Annotated in this window: 24 protein-coding genes; 5 read left to right on the forward strand and 19 right to left on the reverse strand. The window is 60.9% G+C overall.

Translation table 11 applies throughout. The annotated features are described in order from the left end of the window. Position 1: 1 nt before the first annotated feature. From nrfD to P9L99_00885, 19 genes are all read right to left on the reverse strand, one after another. On the reverse strand, positions 2 to 928 hold the full coding sequence (gene nrfD / locus P9L99_00795) for an NrfD/PsrC family molybdoenzyme membrane anchor subunit (GenBank protein ID MDP8221868.1): 927 nt from the start codon (positions 926 to 928) through the stop codon (positions 2 to 4). Next, a complete protein-coding gene (locus tag P9L99_00800; protein MDP8221869.1) occupies positions 913 to 1,512 on the reverse strand; it encodes a 4Fe-4S dicluster domain-containing protein in 600 nt (199 codons plus the stop codon). Before P9L99_00800 ends, nrfD begins: the two co-directional genes overlap by 16 nt. Then, positions 1,505 to 2,530 carry a (Fe-S)-binding protein gene (locus P9L99_00805; GenBank protein MDP8221870.1) on the reverse strand — a complete coding sequence of 342 codons (1,026 nt, stop codon included), beginning with the start codon at positions 2,528 to 2,530 and terminating at the stop codon, positions 1,505 to 1,507. The genes P9L99_00800 and P9L99_00805 overlap by 8 nt, the downstream gene beginning before the upstream one ends. Continuing rightward, positions 2,527 to 3,093: a hypothetical protein gene (locus P9L99_00810; GenBank protein MDP8221871.1), complete on the reverse strand. Its 567-nt coding sequence runs from the start codon at positions 3,091 to 3,093 to the stop codon at positions 2,527 to 2,529. Before P9L99_00810 ends, P9L99_00805 begins: the two co-directional genes overlap by 4 nt. Before the next feature lie 6 nt (positions 3,094 to 3,099). After that, on the reverse strand, positions 3,100 to 3,243 hold the full coding sequence (locus tag P9L99_00815; GenBank protein MDP8221872.1) for a hypothetical protein: 144 nt from the start codon (positions 3,241 to 3,243) through the stop codon (positions 3,100 to 3,102). A gap of 19 nt (positions 3,244 to 3,262) precedes the next feature. Beyond that, positions 3,263 to 4,939, reverse strand: a complete 1,677-nt coding sequence (locus P9L99_00820; protein MDP8221873.1) for a hypothetical protein — start codon at positions 4,937 to 4,939, stop codon at positions 3,263 to 3,265. After that, complete coding sequence (locus P9L99_00825; GenBank protein MDP8221874.1) at positions 4,936 to 5,265, reverse strand: hypothetical protein; 330 nt, start codon at positions 5,263 to 5,265, stop codon at positions 4,936 to 4,938. Before P9L99_00825 ends, P9L99_00820 begins: the two co-directional genes overlap by 4 nt. Next, complete coding sequence (locus P9L99_00830) at positions 5,265 to 6,191, reverse strand: NHL repeat-containing protein (protein ID MDP8221875.1); 927 nt, start codon at positions 6,189 to 6,191, stop codon at positions 5,265 to 5,267. Before P9L99_00830 ends, P9L99_00825 begins: the two co-directional genes overlap by 1 nt. Before the next feature lie 117 nt (positions 6,192 to 6,308). Then, entirely contained in the window at positions 6,309 to 7,766 is a 1,458-nt protein-coding gene (locus P9L99_00835) for an NFACT RNA binding domain-containing protein (protein MDP8221876.1), read from the reverse strand. Beyond that, positions 7,748 to 8,563, reverse strand: a complete 816-nt coding sequence (locus tag P9L99_00840) for a metallophosphoesterase (protein MDP8221877.1) — start codon at positions 8,561 to 8,563, stop codon at positions 7,748 to 7,750. Before P9L99_00840 ends, P9L99_00835 begins: the two co-directional genes overlap by 19 nt. 3 nt (positions 8,564 to 8,566) lie before the next feature. Next, positions 8,567 to 9,952 carry a glucose-6-phosphate isomerase gene (locus P9L99_00845; GenBank protein ID MDP8221878.1) on the reverse strand — a complete coding sequence of 462 codons (1,386 nt, stop codon included), beginning with the start codon at positions 9,950 to 9,952 and terminating at the stop codon, positions 8,567 to 8,569. Between the two features lie 87 nt (positions 9,953 to 10,039). Further along, positions 10,040 to 10,792 carry an NAD-dependent deacylase gene (locus P9L99_00850; GenBank protein MDP8221879.1) on the reverse strand — a complete coding sequence of 251 codons (753 nt, stop codon included), beginning with the start codon at positions 10,790 to 10,792 and terminating at the stop codon, positions 10,040 to 10,042. Between the two features lie 13 nt (positions 10,793 to 10,805). After that, positions 10,806 to 11,474 (reverse strand): tetratricopeptide repeat protein, encoded by a 669-nt coding sequence (locus P9L99_00855; GenBank protein ID MDP8221880.1) that lies wholly within the window; start codon positions 11,472 to 11,474, stop codon positions 10,806 to 10,808. 45 nt (positions 11,475 to 11,519) lie between these two features. After that, complete coding sequence (gene cmk / locus P9L99_00860) at positions 11,520 to 12,212, reverse strand: (d)CMP kinase (GenBank protein MDP8221881.1); 693 nt, start codon at positions 12,210 to 12,212, stop codon at positions 11,520 to 11,522. 72 nt (positions 12,213 to 12,284) lie between these two features. Continuing rightward, on the reverse strand, positions 12,285 to 13,874 hold the full coding sequence (locus tag P9L99_00865) for a glycosyltransferase family 39 protein (GenBank protein ID MDP8221882.1): 1,590 nt from the start codon (positions 13,872 to 13,874) through the stop codon (positions 12,285 to 12,287). Then, positions 13,871 to 14,830 carry a radical SAM protein gene (locus P9L99_00870; GenBank protein MDP8221883.1) on the reverse strand — a complete coding sequence of 320 codons (960 nt, stop codon included), beginning with the start codon at positions 14,828 to 14,830 and terminating at the stop codon, positions 13,871 to 13,873. The genes P9L99_00865 and P9L99_00870 overlap by 4 nt, the downstream gene beginning before the upstream one ends. Continuing rightward, the gene (locus P9L99_00875) at positions 14,831 to 15,691 is read right to left on the reverse strand and encodes an SHOCT domain-containing protein (GenBank protein MDP8221884.1); all 861 of its coding nucleotides are present in this window, start codon (positions 15,689 to 15,691) and stop codon (positions 14,831 to 14,833) included. A 76-nt stretch (positions 15,692 to 15,767) separates the two neighbouring features. Next, the gene (locus P9L99_00880; protein MDP8221885.1) at positions 15,768 to 16,202 is read right to left on the reverse strand and encodes a DUF192 domain-containing protein; all 435 of its coding nucleotides are present in this window, start codon (positions 16,200 to 16,202) and stop codon (positions 15,768 to 15,770) included. A 25-nt stretch (positions 16,203 to 16,227) separates the two neighbouring features. After that, positions 16,228 to 16,998, reverse strand: coding sequence for an MBL fold metallo-hydrolase (locus P9L99_00885; GenBank protein MDP8221886.1), 771 nt, complete (start codon positions 16,996 to 16,998; stop codon positions 16,228 to 16,230). Between the two features lie 33 nt (positions 16,999 to 17,031). On the opposite strand from P9L99_00885, the gene P9L99_00890 reads away from it, so the two are divergent. The 5 genes from P9L99_00890 (at position 17,032) to infB (ending at position 22,927) form a co-directional block, all read left to right on the forward strand. Next, complete coding sequence (locus tag P9L99_00890; protein ID MDP8221887.1) at positions 17,032 to 17,232, forward strand: hypothetical protein; 201 nt, start codon at positions 17,032 to 17,034, stop codon at positions 17,230 to 17,232. A 423-nt stretch (positions 17,233 to 17,655) separates the two neighbouring features. After that, positions 17,656 to 18,141 (forward strand): ribosome maturation factor RimP, encoded by a 486-nt coding sequence (locus tag P9L99_00895; protein ID MDP8221888.1) that lies wholly within the window; start codon positions 17,656 to 17,658, stop codon positions 18,139 to 18,141. Between the two features lie 26 nt (positions 18,142 to 18,167). Continuing rightward, positions 18,168 to 19,940: a transcription termination factor NusA gene (nusA, locus tag P9L99_00900; GenBank protein ID MDP8221889.1), complete on the forward strand. Its 1,773-nt coding sequence runs from the start codon at positions 18,168 to 18,170 to the stop codon at positions 19,938 to 19,940. Positions 19,941 to 19,980: 40 nt separating this feature from the next. Beyond that, entirely contained in the window at positions 19,981 to 20,256 is a 276-nt protein-coding gene (locus P9L99_00905) for a DUF448 domain-containing protein (GenBank protein ID MDP8221890.1), read from the forward strand. Then, positions 20,249 to 22,927 carry a translation initiation factor IF-2 gene (gene infB, locus P9L99_00910; GenBank protein ID MDP8221891.1) on the forward strand — a complete coding sequence of 893 codons (2,679 nt, stop codon included), beginning with the start codon at positions 20,249 to 20,251 and terminating at the stop codon, positions 22,925 to 22,927. Before P9L99_00905 ends, infB begins: the two co-directional genes overlap by 8 nt. The last annotated feature ends 4 nt before the right edge of the window (positions 22,928 to 22,931 follow it).

The raw sequence follows: 22,931 nt of genomic DNA on the forward strand, positions 1-22,931 counted from the left end.
CTCACATCAAGGGCAGCACTTGACCGCCGAAGACGGTCACGTACCGCATAAAGAAAATACCGATCACGACCCCGGCGCACGCCAAGGCCAGCACCCAATGGTTGCGGCGCAGCGCAGGCACGAAGCACACGATCATCGGCAGCACCTTGCCCAGCAGGTTCTCCACGACCACAAACAGCGGCGTGAAGCTGCCGCCGAGCACCAGCCACGTCATCTCCTGCGCGCCTTCGTGGCTGATCGAGAGCACCGCGATGTCCGAGAACGTCAGGAACAAGTCGGCAACAATCGTCCAGCCCAGCAGCTTGGCCAAGCCGTCGACGATTTCACTCGGGACGGCGCGCTCGTCGCGGACGAAACGGAAGAAGCCCATCACCAGCAGAATCATCAAGGCCAGCCCGGAAACGATCGCCGAGACCAAAAACAGCGTCGGCATCAGCGCCGTGTTCCAGTACGCGCGGGCTTTGCCGAACGCGAGGATGAAGCCGGTATAGCCGTGCGTGGCGATAGCCGTCGGGATGCCGATGCGGCCCAAAAGTTTCGTCATGCGGTCGTTGCCGCGGAACATGTAGATGGCGTAGAAAACGCACACGACGGGATAGGCCACCAACAGAAACGCGCCGTAGGTCATCGGGCTCGAGAAATTCAGGTACGTGAAGTGGTTCCAGATCGAGCGGATCGGCCAGCCGACCTGCATCAGCAGCGCGACCGGCGCGATAAACAGGCAGGTCGTCGCCGTGACCACCGCCAGCCGACTGATCGGTTTGTAGAGCTTCATGCCGAAGCCGTAGCTCATCGTCGAGACCACGAAGCTGCCCGCCGAGAGACCCGTGAAATAGAAGTAGATCGAAATCAGCCAGGCGAAGGTTGTCTGGTGATGAACGTCGTACAGCAATCGGGTCGCCGCGTGTTCCACTAGCGCCACTTCCATTCGAATTCGCGTTTGGTCGCAAACACCTGCTCGTCAAAATCGATGTAGTACACCCGCGGGTCGGTGCCCATCTCGGGTTGGATGACCGCCACGTCGTTCGCCGCGATCAGGCGGCTGATTTCACTCTCTGGGTCGTTGAGATCGCCGAACACCCGCGCCCCCATCGGGCACGCGACCACACAGGCCGGCTCCAAACCGGCGTCTACGCGGTGGTGGCACCAATTGCATTTCTCCACGATGCGCTTAATCGGGTGCAGATACCGCACCTGGTACGGACACGCCGCCATGCAGTAGCGGCAGCCGACGCAGCGGTGCGGGTCGAAGGTCACGATGCCGTCGGCCCGCTTACGATTGGCGCCCACCGGACACACCGTTACGCAGATCGGGTCTTCGCAATTGTTGCACAGCAGCGGCAGAAACTTTTGCCGCGTGTGCGGATAGGGCCCTTTTTCCACCTTCTTGACCCACGAGCGCCAGACGCCCAGGGGCACGTCATTTTCCATTTTGCAAACCACTTCGCACGTCTGGCAGCCGATGCACTTACGCAGGTCGATGAGGAAGCCGTAACGCACCTTGCTAGTCATCGGTGGCCTCCTTTTCGTCATGCTGACCTGTGCCGGCGCGAATCGCCACGTCCCGCACGGCCTGCTCGCGCCGTCGCTTCTCACGCAAAATCAAGTACGCTGCCGACGCGATCTCCGGGCCGGAGTTGCCCACCGGACACTTCGCCGCGCACTTGCCGCAGCCGACGCAGAATTTCGACAACTCCACGACGCGCTCGATATTGCCCAGGCGCGCCATCAGCACCATGGTCATCGGGTAAGGTTCGCCGTCGACGATTTTCACCGGGCAGACGCCTACGCAAGCCTGGCAATTGTAGCAATTGAGCGCCGCACCTAATCCCGGACGCAGCGCGGGACCCACCGTGTAGTCGAAGGCCAGCAGTACGATGAACAGAATGGCCAGCGCGTTGATGGTGATTTTGCCGCCGCGGTTACTGGTCAGGTAGAACACCGCGCGCGAGAGATCGGAAAGCTCCGGCGCGTCGAAGGTTTGGCGGAGCACCGCGTCTTCCATCGCCGCCTGCAGGCCCGCCAGGGAGCGCTCGTTACGAAACACGAAGCCTTCCAAGTGGCTCACGTCGACCGCCCGGCGTCCCTTCAATTGCGGCAGCACGTCGTCGAAGGCATAGACCGCGTCGCGATGCTCGACGAGGTTCACCGCCGCAACGCGGCCTTTTTCAACCCGCAAATCCACGACGATTTTGCCGTTGTTGCCCGGCCCCTCACCGCGGTGTACGCCGTCGGGCACGAACTCAAGCGTCAGCGGTCGCTGAAACGCCAGGTAGTCCTCAACTTGCGTGCGTTGATGATTCGCCCAGAGAACCGCCGTGAGGCCGAGGACACCCAGCACGAGAATCGGCACGATGAAACGCCAACCGCCCCGCCCCCAAGTGCGAACGCCGTGAATGAAAAGCAGCGCGGTGAGTATCGCCAGCGACCACAAGCGCACCCGTGGGAAGATCAACGCCACGACCAGCACGAGGACGGCCAGCCGCCACCAGCGTGTAATGCGATCTTCTACGATGCGCTCGAACTTCATGCCTGTTTCGTTTCCTTTTTTGTTTCGCTCTCGAGCCACGCCACGATGCGGTCGATGAATTCCCGGCCGAACAAGCCGCGCCGGAATGCTTCTTCCACGCGCTGCCGCGGAACCCGCCCGGCCTCGATCGCTTCCATTACCCGCTGCTGGCCCCGCGAGAAAATGCGCGGCAGGTCCAGGTGGATCACGCAGAAACTCACGCAGCCGCCGCAGCGAATGCATTTCATGCCGCCCGCGTCGATGAACCGCCAGTGGTCGCCGACCCGCGCCGCCACATTGAGTTCGGCCTGGTAGGCAATCGCCGCGGGGCATTTGTCCTGGGTCGCGTAGCAGGCGCGGCATTCGTAGCAAAAGATGGTCTGCGGCGTGCCGGTCGCCACGGGCTTGGCCACATCCAGCGCGAGGCTCGCGCCGATGCCCACCATCGCCAACCGGTTCAAGTTCTCGGTCAGCGACCGGTTGCGCAGGTTCGAGAAGAACTGAAAACGGCGAATGCCCGGCAAACCGATAGGTTGCGTGGCGTCATCCCGCTTATGAATTCCTTTTTTCTTCTCGTCGGCCATCGTCGCTCACATCGGCAGCAAAAGCGCCATGCCCAGGCCGACAATCAGTCCGCCCAGCGCGCCCTGCGCCAATTCCTTGGGTGATTTCCAGTCCATGCTCCAGGCGATGATCACCCCCGAAAGGACGCCGCCAAATGCAAAAGTCGCCATGCCGAGCACGTTTCACTCCTTAATAAAACGGCGCCGGTTCCGGCAGCAGACGCCGGGGCACCATGTAGGCGATCCACGCCGCCGCCACCGCGCCACCGATGCCGCCTTGCAGCGCCGCCAACGGCTGAAAACCAAACACCGATAAAGCCAGCACTACGCCGGCCAAAACTCCCGTCGCTAAAAAGCCGATCACCTGTCGGTGATAGGAACCGTCTTCCGGCGTCGCGACAGTGCTCATCAACTTAATCGCCACCACATTAGCCACGACAATCAGCGCCACGTATCCGGCCAGCGCCGCCACGTTCGTCGACACTTTCAGTTCGTCGGTCGGAAATTGCGCCAGGTTCATGAACTTCATGTACACCGCCGCCAACGGCGCCATCACCGCCATCGCCGTGAAGGTGTAAGCGCCCTTGATGTACCCGCTTTCGGCCCGCATCTGCCCCTCGCCCATCATGCCGCCGCCGCCCAGCGGGCTCGGCCCGCAACTGGTCGTGGCGTTGATCATGTACGCGGCCATCACGATTGCCAGTTGCTCCCAGTTCAGAAAGCCGTACCCGGCCGGACCGAACAAAAACAGCACCGGCACGAGGGCCGCGGTCAAAATGCGGCTGCACGAGAGCGGGATCATCGTTTGGATTTGCACGAAGATCGCCAACATCCCGGCCACGCCCAGCAGCGGTATCTTCGAAAACAGCGACAGCACTTGCCCTAGCGCATCGAAACCGCCGGTCGCCGCCAGCGCCCCGGCCGCCATGAAGCCCGAGATCATCGCGGTGACCGGCAGCAGAATGATGCCCGCCATGAGGTCTTCCAAACCCGCTCGGCCGATGATGATGATCAAGATGCTGGCGAACACCAACACGGTCTGCACCGGGATTTTGCCGAAGGGTTGGAAGATCGAGACGAACAGGGCCACGACAAAAATCACCAGCGAGACGTAGCCCGTCCACGGAGCTTTAACCGCCACGGCTTGTTCGGCTTCGCCTTCGGCCTTCTCTCGCAGACTGCTGTCGTTCGGGTAGAGCTTTTGACTGACGAGCTTTAAAAACAGCGCCGTCAACGCCGTGCCGAGCATCAAAGCAAACGCTTGCGGCGCGCGCAGAATGCCGTCGGCCGCCGTTGGGAAGAAGCTGCCGAGAAAACCTTCGCCGATTTGCCCCACGCCGCCGATGGGGCTCGGACCGCAGGAACCGAACGCGTTGCGGGCGAACGCGCCGATCAGCACGACCAATTGCGACTTCGTCAGCAGGTTCATGCCGCCTTCGGAGCCGAAGGCGAAAAGCAGCGGCAACAGCGCCGCGGCCAGGATGCGCCCGCACGGCAGGCTGGCCAGCATCGGCAGGTTGATCAGAATCACGACCGTGCCCGCCAAGCCCAGCGGCGTTTTTTGCAGCCGCCCGATGATCGCCTTGAACGCCTCGAAACCGCCGGTGGCCTGCAGCGCCCCGGCGAGAAACAGCCCGGCCAACAACGCCGTGATGGGGTGCAAAATGATGCCGCCCATCATTTCCCCGGGCATCGCCAGCACCGCCGCCCACCCGACCAATGCGCCCTTCACGACCGCGCCCAACGCCAAGCACACCAAGGCCACCAGCACCAGCACCGTCTGCACCGGCAGGTTGATCTTGCGCAGCAGCGTCAAAATCATCGCCGCGAGGAAAATCGTCAGGGTGACGTAGCCAAGCGCCGTCATGGAATGGCCTCCAGGTGCGCCCCGGTTACGCCGATTGCCTCGGAGTGAGCAATGACGAAACCCTCGCGGTCGCGCAGCAACCCGACGCGTCGTCCGGGCCGCAAATCACCCTGGCATTGCATGCAGGCAAGCGCCCGCGCCGCCACGAGTCGCCCCGCGTCGGTGCGAATGAGGTATTTGCCTTGCAGCCAGCCGGCCAGTCCGCCTTGCTCGTCCAGCCGCCGCACAACGGTTCCGCGCCGCGACTTCCGCCGCACATAGAATTCAGCCACCACCCAACCAAGGAGTAGAAACAGCGTGGTTCCGGTGTAAAGCCAGTGCTGCATCAGAACATTTCCATTTCCCAGACCTTCGCCGCCGCGGGCGAGGACACAGCCAACCGTCCGTAGTGCCCGGCGATGCCGACCGGCTCTTGTAAGCCGGTAATTGCGTCGATTGTCTTGCCATCGGTCGTCACCTTCAACACGCGGTTGTTGCCGGTGTCGGCGACGTACAACACGCCCAGGTGCATCGCGAGGCCCTCGGCGCGCGCTAGACCGATACCATTCCACTCCGGGCGCAGGATGGATTGCAGGGCGCCGTCTTCGTCGATGACGAGAATGCGGTTGTGTTTGGAATCAAGCACGAACACCAAGCCCTCGCCGCACGCCACGGCTTTGGGTTGGCGAAATTTGTAATCGACAGTCCCCGGGGCGAGCTCATCGCCGTCATCGCCGAAGTAGCCGAACGCGCGGTCGATGACCCCCGAATCAGGCGCGTAGCGTTGCACGACATGGCCCCGCGTATTGGCGACCCAGATCCATTTTTCGCTGACCGCCACGCCGTTGGGCATGGCCAGCTTTCCCGTGGCGATTCCCAGCCCGCCGATCGTGCGCACGAAGTCGCCGCCGATCTTGAATTCACCGATGCGGCCGTTGTTCGTGTCGCAAACCAGCAGCGAATCACCCGCGACGCACAAGCCCGTCGGTACGTTGAGTTGACCGTCGCCGCTACCGGGTTTGCCGATCGCCCGCTGACGTTTGCCGTCGGATGAAAACACGACAATTCGGTACCCGCCGCCGTCGGCCACATACAAATTGCCTTCCGCGTCGTAAGCCACGCCCCAAGGCGAAACGAAATCTGCTGTGAATTCTCGTAAATCAGTCGCGGCGAGCGCAGACCCCACTTGTAACAACGTCGTAGCCCCGGCTATTGCCAAGGATCCGCGCAGAAAATCACGTCTGGTAGATTGCACCGTTTTTCGGTCAGGCATACTTTATCTTGTGTTAATCTCAGCTAGGATATCTATCTGTTGTGGGCAGTATACCCCCGCGGAAAAGCCCGTCAACAAGCATTTCTGGAAAATTTCCTAAAAAACGGCGTCTTGGCGTCAAGATCGAGTCTGGTAAAGGCGGTCGATGCGGGCTTGGTCGAGGCGCACGAAAACGGACTTCACATCCCCCGCATGCACCAACCCCGGCTTGGCGTGTCGGGGCTTGCGGACATTCTTGCGCCGCGTGTAAATCACGCCTCCCGACCCGGAGTTTTTCAGCGAACTGTGCAGCAGCGCCAACTGCGCCGCGTCCTGCAGCGTCTCCGGATGCAGTTCGCCCGACGGCGGCAGCTTGATCACCACGTGACTGCCCGGCCCGCCTTCCACGTGCAGCCAATAATCTTTGCCGTGCGCGACCTGGAAGGTGATTTCGTCGTTCTCGCGATCACTGCGCCCGACGAAGATCGCCGCTCCGTCCACCGCGTAGAACGCCTGCGGACCGGCCGGCGCCTCGTCCCGTTGCCGCGGCGGCGGCTGCTTCGGCTTCTCCAGGCGAATACTCATATCGCGCAGCGTCTCAGCCGCCGACTCCAAATCGTCCGTGGTCTCAAGCAGCGCTGCGCCCTCATTCCATTGCGCCTCGCGTTGCGCCAACTCGGCCACTCGCGCTTCCAAATGCTCGCGCTTGCGCCGCGTCCGCCGGGCGGTCTTGAACATGCGCTCGACGTTTCGTTGCGGCGATAAGGACGGGTCCAACTGCACGGCGATCAACGTGTCCGGGTCCGACCAATCCGGAAGCTCCACCTGCTTCGCGCCTCGCTCCACCCGATGAAGGTTCGTCACCAAAAGCTCCGCGTGCTGCTGCAACTGATCCGCGTCGGGCAGCCCGGCCAGTTCGCGCTCGTGCTTCAGCCGCTGCTTCCTCGCGCCCTTAAGCGACCGCGAAACGGCATTCTTCAGCTTTTGGAGAGCCGTCTCCCAATCGTGCGCCGCCTCGGCCGCCGCAAACACTTCGGCCATTTCCTCGATGGCCATCTCGCGATCGGCTCGTTGGGGCGCGCCGCCGGTTTCGGGCGGTTGATAGGCCTCCCCGCTGCGCAGGCCGCGAACGGTCAGCCGCCGGTCCACTAACGCGCCACCGAGGACGCCCTGACCGTCGAGTAAAAACAGATTACTTTTCGGGCCAAAGAGTTCCGCCACCAGCGTCCACATCTCGACGGCATCCTCTTCGCCGCGCCGTGACACGTTGACGGTGAAAATGCGGTCGGCCGCTTCCACGGCGAACTCCTCGATGCGCCCGCCGACCAGCCGCTTGCGCAGCAACCCGCAGAACGCCCCCGCTTCCGAACCGCTGCCCGGGTTTTCGGTCTCCACCACCACGCGAAAAAAACGCGGATGAATGCACAGGGTTACCCAATAGCTTTGGCCGGGAGCGCGGCATTCCAGGACCATGGCGTCGTCGCGGGGTTGACGGATTTTCTGGATGCGACCGCCCGCCACGCGTTCGTTCAACCACTGCGCCACGCGGGCCAGTTCGGCCCATTGCATGCCGCGGGTCAGTCCGCATTCAGCCATTGCGTGTCCAAGCTTTGCGGATCGATTTCCAAAAGACGGCCGGTGTCGCGAAAACAACCGACGTTCAGAAACCGCACCGGCTCATCCGAATCGTCTTTGTCGATAAACTCGTCGAGTTTCGGCTGGTGCACGTGACCGAATAATACCAGTCGCGGGCGATGCAATCGCGCGAAATAGAGGAGGTCCGGACTGCCGCCCTCGTCGCGCCCGGCCTCCACGTCGAAGGTCAGGCCGGGAATCGCCGGCGGCGGATGCGCGCACAACACCTCGCAATCTCCCATTTCGTGCAACCGCTGCGCATACTCTTCGCGTCCCACCTCGCCGGCCATCCCGAAGGAGTACGGCCCCGGCGGATGCCCGCTGACCAAACCGAAGCTTCGCCCTTCGATCTGGACCGTATCGGCTTCGACGAAGGTGTGCCGGTCCAGCAGGTTCTGTTGCAGCGCGTGAGGAAAGTCGACGTTGCCGTAAATGAAATAGGCTTCGCAGGGTATCGCCGCCGCCATGGAAAAGTAGGCCATCTGGGCCGCGCGGCGGATTTTGGCGAAGAGGTCAGGCACCGATCCCGCCGCGGTCATCATGGCCGCGCGAGCTTCGTCCAACTGGTCGGTCTGGATGAGTTCCAGCGTGCTTTCGATCACATCGCGCGGAATGAAATCGGCCAGCAGCCCCGACAGGTTTGAGTAATCCAACACGTTGAGATGATCGCCGAGGCTGATCAAAATGTCGTCAGGCCGCAGCGCCGCCGCGAGCCTATCGTATGCTCCGTGAAGGTCGGCCACTACCAGCAAGCGCATCGTTTACCCCGTCAAGATGAACTGCTTGCCTTTTTGCTTGCGCACCTTGCGACCCTCGGCTTCGAAGCCTTCGCGGCCCAGCAACGCATAGGCATAGCGTTTGCCCGCCTCGACGCCCGGTTGGTCGAAGGCGTTGACGTTGAACAGACAACCTGCGGCGGCCGTCTGAATTTCCAGGTGCATCAGCAGGCGCCCGATCGACTCCGCGTTGACCCGCGGCAGATAGATCGTCGCGCTCGGACGTCCAACCTCCGAGAGGGCGATACGCGTCGCCTCGGCTTCGGCTTCCAGCAGGTCGGCCATCGTGTGGCCCGCAAAATACGTGAACGCCGGGTCCCGCCAGGGGCTTTTCGGATACTTCAAATCGCGCTGCATCGTGCTCACCCGTAGGAAGGTGTAGAGCTTGTCGTCCGGGCCTTCCACGTAAAGCTGCACCTGGCTGTGTTGGTCCGTCGCGCCCAGCGCGGCCACGGGAGTGGGGCCGACATGGACGGTTTTACCCTGCCGATCCACGGCCTTGCCCAGGCTTTCGGCCCACAACTGCCGGAACCAATCGCCGACGCGATACAAGCTGCTGGCATAGGGCATCATGACGGCGACCGTGCGCCCTTGGCGGTAGTGCAGGTAGTGCAACGCCGCACCGATAAGCGCGGGGCTGTCTTGCGGGGGTCCGTAAAGCCCCTTTTGCAGGGCGTCCTCGGCGCCGCCCAGCAGTTTTCGCACGCTGATGCCGGCCAGCGCAGCGGGAAACAAGCCCACCGGGGAGAGCACGGAAAAGCGCCCGCCCACATTCGGCGGCAGGTTCAGCGCCGCGAATCCCTCTTGTTCCACCAGTGGACGCAGCGCGCCCCCTTCCGGGTCGGTCGTAAACACAAAGTGCTTGACGGCCTCCCGACGCCCGCCCATCTTGCGCGCGAACAGATCGAAGAAAATCAGAAACTGGCCGATGATCTCCGCCGTCGAACCCGACTTGGTAATCACATTGACCAACGTCTTCCTCGGGTCGACAACCTCCAACACGGCGTGGATGTATTCGGGATCGATGTTGTCCAGCACGTAAAACTCAGGCCGCTTCGCGCGCTTGGCCACCTGATTGTACAGCGGGTGCAACAGGGCTTCCTTCAACGCGATGAAGCCCAGCGCGCTGCCCCCGATACCGAGCACGATGACGTGTTCGATGCCGGGAAGATGCCGCTTGGCGGCGGCTTCCACCTCCCGCGCCGCTGCCAGATCGCTCGGCAGATCCGCGAAACCGAGTCGCCGCGCCTTCCGCTCGGCCTGCAACTCCCGCTGCACTTCCCCCAACCGGGGCATGAATGCTTTCAAGTCCTTTTTCGCCACGCTGCCGCGGGCGAATGCGTGCGTATAATCAAACTTCAAAGTTGTCACGTTCCTCTCCTATCCGCCGTCATGTCGACACAATATAAGATTGAACGTTGTTGTCGCAAATCGGTCGGGCAAAAGGTGGCGGCGTTTTCAGGATTGTAGGGCCGCGACGAGGCTCGGCAGGATTTCCGAGGACGACCCGCGCAACGAATGATGTGCGACCTGTTCGGTCAGGGGCGTGGTCATTCGATTTATCTCGATAATCCTGCTCCCGGTGCGCCGCGCCGTGATCGGCAGGCCGCTGGCGGGGAACACCGTGGCGCTCGTGCCGATCACGAGCATCACATCACAGTCCTCGGCCTCTGCATGGGCCTCGGCGGCGGCATCCATCGGAATGGCCTCACCGAAAAAGACGATCTTCGGTTTCAGGATGTGACCATCGTCGGGACAACGCGGCGGAAACACGCCGCCCGTGGCGAGTTCCTGCTCCACCTCTTCGGCCGTAAATTCCCGATGGCAAAACAGACAAATCAAATGGCGGCTGTTGCCGTGAAATTCGATCACGCGGTGCGAACCGGCTTCCTGATGCAGGTTGTCGATGTTCTGCGTGACCACGGCCCTGAGCTTGCCGATTTTTTCCAATTCGGCCAGCGCCAGATGCCCGGGGTTCGGTCGCGAATCTTTGACGATGCCCGTCATTTCCCGCAGCATCTCCCAGACCTTCGTGGGATTAGCGCGAAAGGCCTCGATGTGGGCGTATTCCATGGGATCGAAACGGTCCCACAACCCGCCGGAACTGCGAAAATCGGGAATGCCGGAGTCGACGCTGATCCCCGCGCCGGTCAGTGCCACGACGTGTTGCGCGGCGCGCAGAATCTCAACAGCTTGTTGTAAATCGGTCACGCAGCGTCCTTTGCTAAAAATCAGTTTCGTCTTGATCCGCCGCACCCTCGCGGCCACCATGGCGGGCCAGATGCTCCTCCAGCGCTTGGATGCGTTGCCGGGCATGGTCGAGCATATCGTCTCGCTCGCCGATCGTCAGGCCCACTTCGATGTACTGGCGCCAGCGGTCCGCGGCCTTATCCAACTCGCCGAGCTTCTCGTGCGCCGTGGCCAGGTTGAAGTGTGCGCTGCCGTAGTTGTACTCCAATGAAAGCGCCATTTCGTAGGCGTTTTTCGCTTCCTCGAAACGCCCTTGGCACGCGTGCGCCCGGCCGAGATAGTTGTGCGCCTGCCACGACCGCGCGTTACGGACCAACACTTCTTGGAACATCTTTGCGGCTTCGTCGTAGCGCTCCTCGCACAACAGTTGCCGCCCCAGTTGCATGTATTCGTTAATTTTGGAATCGATTTCGTCGGCGCGCGCCATTTCGAACTTCGCCTGCGGGCGACCCGGCGATTCGCGCCGGTCGACCAGGTAGTACAGGCCGAGAAACAGCGCCGCCGCCAAAACGACCGCCGCCAGCAACACGAAAAGGAAATAGTCGCCGGGTACGATCTGCAGCATGTAGAGCAGCGCCGCAAGCGTCACCGCCGTCAATTCCATTACGAGCAACCAAATCAATGAAATGCGCAATTCAGGCAAGCAAGGCCTCGCTTTCCCATATTCTCTCGATAATTAACACAAGCGCTACGGTGTGTAAACGTGCCGCGCCGCTTCCGCCAAAGCCGTAATGTGGCTCACGACTCGATCGATGCTCCACTCCGTGGAGTCCACGACCACCGCATCCGCCGCCTGCACGAGCGGATTGAGGTCGCGTTGCGAGTCGCGCCGGTCCCGTTCGATTTGGTCGGCCAAGATCGCGTCGAAATCGGCCTCCCGGCCCGCTATGACAAGTTGCTTAACCCGCCGCCGAGCCCGCTCTTCCGCCGTCGCGGTAAGAAACACCTTGATTTCCGCGTCGGGAAATACGTTCGTGCCGATATCGCGCCCCTCCATCACGACGCCGCCCGCCACGCCCATGTCGCGTTGCATCGCCACGAGCTTTTCCCGCACGCGCGGTAGGCTGCTGGCTTTGCTCGCCGCTTGGCTGACCCGGTGCTCGCGTATCGCCGAAGTAATATCCCGACCGTTACATACGACCCGCTGATCCCCGTCCTCATTCCGGACGAACTGGATCTGCAGATCCTCCAGAAGCGTCGCCACCGCCGCTTCATCCAGCGGATCAATCCCCTGCTCCAACGACAACCAACCCACGCAACGGTACATCGCCCCGGTGTCCAAATACACGAATCCCAAGCGCTCGGCCACCAGTTTGCTGATGGTGCTTTTGCCCGCCCCGCTCGGGCCGTCGATGGCCACAATGGGTTGTCGGCGTGTCATGTTGTCCTCTGCCAAATCATGGAAGTCGGTATCAGATTACGAGGATGGCGCCGGATCGGCAAGCGCCGCCGCTCAGGGCCGCTGATAAACGTAAACCGTATCTTCGTCGCCTAAAAAGTTATGCCAGTCGTCTTTGCTTACCAAACGGCGCGGCGGGTCCATCTCGTGGAACACCACATCGAACCGCGTTTTCATCATCGGGCAGATCTCCACCACGTAGTGGGTATCCAGCGACGTGGTGTTGTTTTCGCCGCGATGCTCCCGACAGACCGCGAAATTGCGCCAACCGGTCCACGAATAACCGCCATCAATCTCCAACGAAGAGACGCCCTGCGTGACCAAGCGGTCCGCGGCATTCCACTGCGCCGCAATACCGGCCCGATAGTGCGTCACGCGCATGGCCCCCGACGCCACGAAAAGCGCCAGCACGACGCCCGCCGCCACTTTCGCCCAGCGCGGCGTTTCGCTCCACGGCCCGGCGCGCCGTACCGCCAGGATCATCACCAGGGGCACGAAAACCAAGAAGTAGCGATCCATGAAATAGACCAGCGGCAGCAAAGCCGCGATCAACACGATCATGGCCACAACCAAAAAACGGTCCAGCAGCGGAGCGCCCTCGGCTTCCCGCCGGCGTATCAACAAAAACAGCCATCCCGCCGCGCCCGCCAATGCGGCCAACGTCCACGGCATCACGAACCACGCCGCCGTGGCCGGGGGTTGCTCGCGCAGCACCGAGCTATCGAAAGGAAAGGCTTCGCCCGTCAGCCAGAGCGCCGCCCCGGCCGCCGCCACTGCCGCTGCCGCGCCCGCCCACATGGCCGGGCCGCGTCCGTTGGACGCACGCCGCGCCGCGAGCATGAGGACCACCGGCAGCGCGTAGGCGCCGATCGAGAGAAGAACAATGGCAAGGCGCTCCAGCGAGTCCAGCGCCAATACGTCCGGAGAAAGCAGGCGCGTCCACACTTCCGACGACTTGCGGGAAAACGTCGTGCGTACCGGCTGCAAGGCCGGTGTCGCCCAGTGCAACGCCAGCCACGAAACGGCCGGCAATCCCACAACATAAAATGCCGTTCGCGCCCGCAGAGTCAGGCGGCGCTGCTGCCAGAGCAGGAAAACGACAAACGCCGCCACCAGCAACACAGCGTGCAGGCGATTCCAAAACGCCGCCGCGGCAAATAGCCCCGCGAAAGCGGCGTCGAGTTCCTTTCCCCGTCTGAGGAAGCGCGCCATGAAAGCCAGTGACAGCCAAGCCGGTATCAGAAACCAAAAGTCGGCCATGTAGGTATACGCCAGCACGAAGAACGGCGGTGTCGCGCCGGTGGCGGCCGTCACCCACAACGCCGCCTCGGGTGACAGATCGAACTGACGCGCCAGAAAATAACCGGCCACCAGCGCCAGCAGCGCCGCGAGTAAATTCGCCACCACCACGTGCGACAGCGAGAAGCCGGTCACCGCCGTCACCAGCGCGCCCCACAAAACGTGCAGCACCACCAGCGCCGAATCGTAATGACTGAAACGCAATGCGCCGCGCTCAAGCAGGTGCTCGGTCATCTGCGCGTAATTCCAGGAATCATCGAGCGCGATTTCCGGACCGGCCCCCACCGCAGCGGCTATCGCCAACCACGCCCCGATGAGAATCAGCATCGCCCGCCGGTCGCTCATAGCGTGACGCCTTCGTCGAAGCAGCAGTTGAGCGCCAAGTGACAGTTGTCACGGCACGCCGCCATTTGCGCGCGCACCTCCTTCGCCCGCGGCCCGAGGTACACGTCGCGCAGGTGGTGACGGTCGCGCAGATCGCCAATCGGGGGAAACGCGCCGCACAACTTGATCGCTCCGGTGCCTTCGATCGTGATCCCGAAATCGCCGACGCTGCACCGGGCCGTCGCCGCGCGTTCCGGATCAAGAAAATAGGATGCCATCGCCACGAGTTGTTCGTCGGGATTGAGCACCGGAAAGCCGCTTATCTTCATACTGAGCAACTGCTTCAAAACGGCCACGGCACGATCCGGATCCTGCGGGAAGAGCTTCTCGTCCAGCCACCACCGCTCCCGCCGCGGTTGCCCGAAAGGCTGCATCATCGCCTGGAAAAAGACGCCGGTCAGTCGCGGGTGCTCGCTCACCCACGTCACGAATCCGGGCAGGATGTCGATATTCAATTCACAAATCACGCAGTTAATACGCACTGCGATCCCGTTGTCGGCGGCATGGCTGATGGCTCGCTCGGCCAGCGCGAAGGCGTCGGGTCGTTGGCGCAGGGCGTTGTGCTGCTCGGTGAAACCGTCCAGCGAGAGAGCAAGGCTGTCCAGCCCGGCCGCAGCCAAATCGCGCGCCTTGTCGCCGGTGAGCGCGAATCCGTTACTCGTCATCGTGGTCACGAGGTCATGGCTTTTAGCGCAACGAACCAACTCGACGAGGTTCTTGGACAACAGGGGCTCGCCGCCGGCAATCTGAATTTCGATGGGGCCGAGCCACTCGCGCAGCTCATGAACGGTTTTGCAGAGCAACTCCGCCGGCACTTCCTCGTGGGCCGGCAAGCGCCACAAATCGCAGTGCAAACAGCGAGAGTCGCATCGCTCGGTGAGATGAAACCCGACGTATCGGGGACGTGGTTCAGGCAGTTACAGTTCCTCCAGGATCTCGTTTCGTTTGCGGTTGTATTCCTCCTCGGTGATGAGGCCCTTTTCGTAGAGTTCCTTCAATTCAGCGAGGCGCTCAGCCGCAGTTTTTGTGTCATCCGGCCGTATCTTAGGTTTATCCGGTCGTATTTCTTCGCCGGCCGGTCCTTGTTTTACTTCCGGAAGTCGCTCTTTTATGACCGTATCGCCCGTTTGAGGTTCGAAAAATCGGGCTAAATCGAACACCAACCAGTTGCGACGCGCCTCGTCGAGCCTCTTGTCGCCGGGCACCACGGGCGGCTTATCGAAGCCCGCTTCGGGGTTCACGCGCAGCCGCCGGGCGTTGAACAGGAAATGCTCGCGGGGGTCGCCGCGCCTGGGTTCCTGGTCGCGGTTGATCACTTCATAATCGACGTTTCGCAGCACCAAATGGAGCTTGTTTCCCTCGATCCAGCAGACGCCATCGATCAAAACGAGCTTCTTGAAGATGCTCAAATACGCCTGGTGACCGGTGGCCGCGAATTCCACCCATTGGTCGGGGTTCGCCTCGGCTAACGCTTTGGCCAGATGCGGCGCGAGATTTTGCCGGTGTTCGGCGGAAAAGACCCCGCCGGAGTTGGTCCATTTGAAGAGCGTTTTTTCTTCGAGTACGACAGCGGCAAGCACCGCATCGACTTGCTCGACCGTCATTTCACGGGGGTGGTCGTAGCCGAGTTTCTGGATTTCGCCCTTGTGCTCGAAATACGCCAACCGCACGTAATCGCTACGGTGTTTGTACACCTCGGTGCGCCGGATTTTCGTCGCGCAGGCCGCCAAACTGAAAACGAGAACAATAAGCAAAATCGGAATCAAAATACGGCGCATCATCAAACCCCTCAATCGTTACGTCCGCCCGCATCGCTAGCACAGGCCCCGCAAACTGGCAAGTCAAACTCGATCGCTATGGCAGACCGACGACCTTTGCACCAACCCGAACGTCGTGCTTGGCAAACCACCCCTGATTCGTTTCCAGGGCGAATTTTGCCGGTTCTCGAGAACGAGTCGATACTTCATCAAAAGGTTGCATGTGCTCGATCTGCAGAATCTCGCCGTCCGCGGCGATGAACGCGATATCCAACGGAATTCGCGTGTTTTTCATCCAAAACGAGAGGCGGCGCGTTTCCGGATAGACAAACAGCATACCCTGGTTTTCGGGCAGATTTTCCCGAAACATCAACCCCTTACGGCGCAGGGCGTTTGAATCGGCCACCTCCACGGAGACCTTGTGCTCGCCGATCGACAACTCCCGCAGCATTTGGCCGAATGCCGCGCCGGCCGCCAGCGACAACACGAAAAGAACCAACACTGTCATGGAGATTTTGTTTTTCACTTTCACTTCGAGTCGCTCCCCGCGTTGCCGGTTAAATCATGAAATCATCGCCGTCGTTGGCGGCAATCAGCGTGCCGTCAAAAGTCGATGCGACGTCGTCCGTCAGCGCTTCCACTAGTTCCCCATCCATAAAGTGCGTCAAAATGAGTGTTTTGACCCTGGCCTCGGTGGCCAACTCGCCCAGTTCCTTAGTGTTGATGTGGTTGGCTCCCTCACTGGCGGGCAAGCATCCGGATTCGCTGAGCAATACGTCCGCATCGCGAGACAGCTCCAGCAATTCTTCGCAGAGGGTCGAATCGCCAGAAACGGCCAGCACGCGGTCGCCCTCGGTGAATCGGTATCCCATGCACACGAGGCTTGACGCGTGTTCAACGCGCCTGAAAGCAACTTCAACACCCGATGCCGGAGCGACGGACCCGGGAGGTTCGACTTCATCCCAAACCAAATCGAAGCCGGGCTCCAACAGCCAATCGCCGTAAGCAGTAAGGAGTCCACGGCGCAGATTGTCCAGTCCCGGCGGGCCGACAATGCGTAGGCTTGCGGGCACCGGACGATTTCGCGTGCCTTCGACGTAGAAATGAAACAGCAGATGTGCCAGGCCGGAAATGTGGTCGCCGTGATAATGCGTGAAAAAAATCGCGCTCGTTTTTTCCAGCGCAAGCCCCGCGGCGATTGCGGCTCGGGCAACATTCTCGCCCGCGTCGACGAAGAACTGCTCTCCGCCGGCCAGAACCGCCGCGGCAGGGCCGCCGCGCTTTGGATTGGGGAAGTAGCCGCCCGTCCCCAGTGTGATCAGTCGCATTTTACCCTCCCATGTATCAAAAAGGATAAGGTTATGATCTCACTTAGACAACCGCCACATACCCCCGCTTCCTCGATGGCGTTCGCGCCGGGCGGCTCGGGTATCGGCATCGACGATTCGCCGCACCGCGTATATCTGATCGAAGGCTTGGACATCACGGAGATCTACGACTACGACATCCACGAAGAACGTCCGTCCGGCTTCCTGATTGCCGCCGACGCACCCGTTGAGTGAGAAGTTTTTTGGTCTAGCGATGGGGTCTCCTTTCTGGTAGGCGATTCTTTCGCTCCCCGTTTTCGGGGCCGAGTGTAAGCTTCCCATTATTTTTCTTTTCGCGCTCGATTCCGCGACTTTCACCAAATGTACCGATCAATATTAAAAAGCACTTCGTTTTCAACAAATTAGCGCCTGAACGAGGATTCGTTGCCGATAGGACGACTGAGCGGTCGCCCTCACACCGGACCGCCTCTTTGACGCGCCGAAGCGAATCCGAAAAAACGCAAACAAAAAAAAAGCTTAGGCCGATTTTCTCTTGCCACAGGGTTTTTTAGATGCTATTAACTTGCCACATTTTGTTCGCGACGTAAGCGGGCAGCCTTCGGGCTCCGCTTTTTTGCTTTAGGGTTTATGTTGCGTCGCGACCGGAGGCGTAGAAACATGTGGCGGTTTATACCGGCATCGCCTCGCACGAAGAAGCTCGTGGACATGGCGCGCGCCGCCTGCGAGGCCACGGGAGTCGACCTCTACTATGTGGAGGTGAACGGTGGCAGGCGGGGCCGTGTCTTCGTGGTGATTGACGCCGTCGACGGTGTCTCGATCGACGACTGCCAACGCGTTAGCCGGTCACTTTCGGCGGCGCTGGACGTGGACGCGCCGTTCGCTCGATCCTTCCTTTTGGAGGTATCGAGCCCGGGTGTCGACCGCCGCCTCCGGGACCTGGACGACCTGACGGCCATGGTCGGAAAGACCGTGCAATTGGAGACGAAAGAGCCGCGGGACGGCCAGCGCAAATTTGTCGGCTCTCTGCGGGAAGTGATTGGGGAAACGTTGAGAATTGAGATTGACGGCAAGGTTCATGAAATCGATGCCGACCAAGTGCGAAAGGCGAACTTGGTTTTCGACTTCGGAACCGCCAACAAGTGACGGAAGTTTTTTGAAGGAGTGGATCGATGTATTCAGACCTCAACCGCGTGATTGACGCCGTAGTAAAGGATCGCGGTCTATCACGGGCGGTAGTGATCGAAGCGCTCAAATCGGCCATGGTATCCGCTGCGCGCAAACGGCTCGGCTTGGACTACAACATTGAGGCCGAATACAACGACGAATTGGGTGAAGTCGAGCTATTCCGCTTTCGCGAAGTGGTCGAGGAAGTGGAAGAGGAAGCCAAGGAAATCACGCTGGAAGACGCGCGAAAGATCGACCCGGAGAGTGAAATCGGCGATGAGCTGGGCGAAAAGATCGACGCCTCGCAGTTCGGTCGCATCAGCGCTCAGATGGCCAAGCAAGTGATTTTCCAGAAGATCCGAGACGCCGAAAAAGAAAATATCTACAACGAATACAGTGATCGGGAACACGAAATCATCAACGGCATCGTTCGCCGTTTTGAAAAACGGAACCTGATTATCGACCTGGGACGCGCCGAAGCGATCATGTACCAGAAGGATCAGATCCCCAAGGAGGCCTACCAGCCGGGGGATCGCATTCGCGGGTACGTCACCGAAGTGCGCAACACGACCAACGCACCGCAGATCGTCATGAGCCGGGCCACGCCCGAATTCATGATGAAGCTGTTTGAAATGGAAGTACCGGAAATCGCCGAAGGAACCGTACAGATCGTCACGTGCGCCCGCGAACCCGGGCAGCGCGCCAAGATCGCCGTGGCCAGTCGGGAACCGAACGTAGACCCGGTCGGCGCTTGTGTCGGAATGAAGGGCAGCCGCGTGCAGGCCGTCGTCAACGAACTGCGCGGCGAGAAAATCGATATCGTGCCCTACTCGGATAACCCGGCCACTTTCGTGTGCAACGGGTTGGCCCCGGCCGAGATCACGAAGGTGATCATCGACGAAGACAACAAGAAGATGGATATCGTCGTGGCCGACGACCAACTTAGTCTGGCCATCGGCAAACGCGGTCAGAACGTGCGCTTGGCGGTTCAATTGTCGGGTTGGCGCCTGGACATCCACAGCGAATCGCAGATCCGGAAAATCGAGAAGGAAGCGCGCCGGATGTACCAGCGCCTCACCAAGGTGCCCGAGGGTCAGCGCGAGATCCTGATCAAGACCGGCTACACGGACATTAAAGACCTGGCCGAAGCGGAAATCGAAGATTTGTCGGGTTTCCCGGGCATCGACGAGGAACTGGCCGAAGAGATCATCGACGAAGCGTACGCGATTCACATTACCGGCGAATGGCCGTTGCCGGAACCGGAAAGAGACGAAGACGACGAAGACGACTTCTTGCAAGTCGGTCAGGCCGACCAGGCCTTAGCTGCCGCTCACGAACTGTTTGGCGGCAAAAAAGAGAAGGCCGAGGCAGAAGGCGAAGCGCCAACCGAAGGAGAGGCGCCCGCGGAAGACGTCGAGCAGGAAGTAGTAGCCGCCGAAGAGGCCGGGCAGGAAGTAGCCGCCGAAGCCGCGCCGGACGCGGATGCGGTCGCCGAACCGGCCGCGCCGGAGGAAGCCGAAGCGGTCGAAGAAGCTTCGGACGAGCCGGTGGAAGACGAATGGTTGGACGAGGACGATTTCGATATCGATCCGGAACGCGTGCCGGTCATCGCCGGCAAGACGGCGCAGTTTTTAATTCAGCGTGGTTACGACACGCGCAACAAGATCTTGCGCACGTCGATTGAAGAGCTTTCGAAAGCTCCGGGTATGGGTGTCGCCCTGGCCGAGGACTTACGCGAAGCTCTGATACATACGACCAAGGAGGATCAGAGCGATTAACAAGAATTCCCCCCATCGCCACGAACCGATTCGTCGGTGTGTGGCATGCGGCAAGCGACGGCCGCAACGCGAATTAATTCGCTTGCATCGTCGGCCGGACGGAATTCTCGCGGTATCCGATGACGGACCGCGAACGGGACGCGGCGCGTATTGCTGTACAAGCGAGCCATGCCGCGGACGGACAATCGCCAAGAAGTTGTTTGTGCGCAGTTTGAAGCGCCGTGCGAGCATCGCCGACCCGGCGGAATTGGCGGCGGAGATGAAGCGGGTCGCAGCGATCAAAATAGAAGGAAACGGAGTCGAATACGATGGCTAAAATCACCGTTGAGGTAGCGGCAAAAAGACTGGGCATGGAACCCGTGGAATGCCTCAAACGGCTGCAGGAAATGGGCCTGATGGTCCGCGACCAACTCGACAAAATCGACGCTGACGTGTTCCAGCAGGTCAAGTCCAAGCTGGACGAAGAAAAGCTGCGCGCCAACGATTCCACCTCCAGCACGACCAAACGCGTCGGAAGCACGGTTATCCGCCGTCGCCGGAAGGCACGGCCGGAACCCGAAATCGAGGTCGTCGAAGAGCCGGAACCTGACGAGGAAGAGGCTGCGCCCATCGAGGTGGAAGCTCAACCCGACACGGAGCCGATCGAAAGCGCGCCCCCGGCCGAGGATGAAGTCGTCGAGGCGGCAGAAGCCGGCGAGCCGGAAGAGATCGTCGCTGAAACCGTTGTCGAAGCCCAAGTGCCTGACCTCGCCGAGGAAGCGGTGGAAGAACCGCCGGAAAAGCCCGTCGCCGACAAGCCGGTTGAAACGGCTGAGAGCGAAGCGGTGGTAGCCGAGGAAGTCCCCAAGGAAGGCGATAAAGAGAGCAAGAAGGCAAAAACAAAGCCGAAGAAGCCCCCTTCCCGTCGCGTGGCTACCTTGGAGGATATCGAACCCAAACGAATCAATTTCGGCGATCCGCACCACGAGTCGGCGCGGATTCTCTCCAAGCCGAAAATCCCGATGGAGCCCTTGAAAACCGTCGAGAAACCGCGGGCGGATCAGCCGACCGGCGACACCCCGGGCCGCACACTGCCCGGGGGCGAACGACGCGAACGCAAGGGACGCCGTGTGGTCGACTTCGGCGACCGCAGTCGCCGGAAGGACCAGGAGCGCGAACGCGGCTTCTTCCGCAAGGGACAACGCAAAAAGAAGCGTACCGTCAAGCAAACGGAAATTACGACGCCCAAGGCGATCAAGCGTAAGATTCAGGTCTCGGAGCAGATCACGGTCGGCGATTTGGCGAAACGCATGGCGGTCAAGGGCGGCGAACTGATCAAGAGACTGCTCAACATGGGCGTGATGGTCACGGTCAACCAAGACATCGATTTCGAGACCGCGCAGATTTTGGGTTCCGAATTCGGTCTCGAAGTGGAAAAGGCCAATATCGACGTCGAGGATATCATTCTGGTCGCGGACACCGTGCCGGAGAATCTGGCACCGCGTCCGCCGGTCGTTACGATCATGGGTCACGTCGACCACGGTAAAACCAGCTTGCTGGACGCGATTCGCGAAACCGATGTCGCCAGCGGCGAAGCGGGCGGCATTACCCAGCATATCGCGGCGTACAACATCACCCTGTCCAAGGCACGCACGGTCACATTTGTCGACACACCCGGCCACCATTCCTTCGCCGCCATGCGGGCGCGCGGGGCTCACGTCACCGATATCGTGGTGCTGGTCGTGGCGGCCGAGGACGGCGTGATGCCGCAGACGGTCGAGTCGATCAATCACGCGAAAGACGCCGGCGTGCCGATCGTCGTGGCGATCAACAAGATCGACAAAGCGGGGGCCAACCCCGAAAAGATCACGCGCGAACTGATGGAACAAGGTTTGGTTCCCGAAGCCGTCGGCGGCGAGACCCTGTTCGTCCAGGTATCGGCCAAGAAGCGCACCGGCATCGAAGAGTTGCTCGAAGCGATTCTGTTGCAGGCCGAGTTGATGGAATTGCGGGCCGACCCCACCGTCAACGCCGTGGGTATCGTACTCGATGCCCGCCTCGAACGCGGCCGCGGCCCCGTTGCCGACGTCATTATTCGAGAAGGCACGCTGCGCCAAGCCGATTACATCGTCGCCGACACCAACGTTGGCCGCGTGCGCATGATGTTCGACGACAAGGGCCGGCAGCTCGACTCTGTGCCGCCGGGCATGCCCGCCCAGGTGGTGGGCCTCAACGGCGTACCGACGGCCGGCGCGGCGATCAACATGCTGGCTGACGAAAAGAAAGCCAAGCAAGTGGCGTCGATTCGCGAAAACCAGTTGCGGTCGGCGGAACAAAAGCGCCGTTCGAATATTCGTCTCGAGGATCTGTTCGCCAAGGCTCAGGAAGGCGAGATCAAGGCACTCAGGGTCGTGATCAAGTGCGACGTGCACGGCTCGGCCGAGGCGGTTCGCGATTCCCTGCTCAAACTGGGCAACGAAGAGATCCAGGTAAAGATCATTCACTACGGGGTCGGTACGATTACCGAAACCGATATCAACCTCGCCTCCGCCAGCGAAGCGATCATCATCGGCTTCAACGTGCGCCCGGAAGCCAAAGCGAAAGGCCTCGCCGACGCGCTGGGCGTGGAAATCCGGATGTACAGCGTCATCTACGACCTGATTGACGACGTCACTGCAGCGTTGGAAGGCATGCTATCGCCGACCTTCTCCGAAGTCGTCAACGGCGTGGCCGAAGTCCGCGACACCTTCCACATCCGCAAGACCGGCACAATCGCGGGTTGCTACGTGCTCGAAGGCAAGATCATACGCAACGCCAAAGTGCGGATATTGCGCGAGGGAGTCGTACTGCACACCGGCAATATCAGCAACCTGAAACGCTTCAAAGACGACGCCAAAGAAGTGGCGGCCGGCTTCGAATGCGGCATCAATATCGACGGCTTCAACGACGTGCAGCCCGGCGACCAGATTGAATCGTTCAGCGTCACCGAGGAACGGCCAACCCTGTAAACAC

The organism is Candidatus Lernaella stagnicola (genome assembly GCA_030765525.1).
Classification (GTDB): Bacteria; Lernaellota; Lernaellaia; order Lernaellales; family Lernaellaceae; genus Lernaella; species Lernaella stagnicola.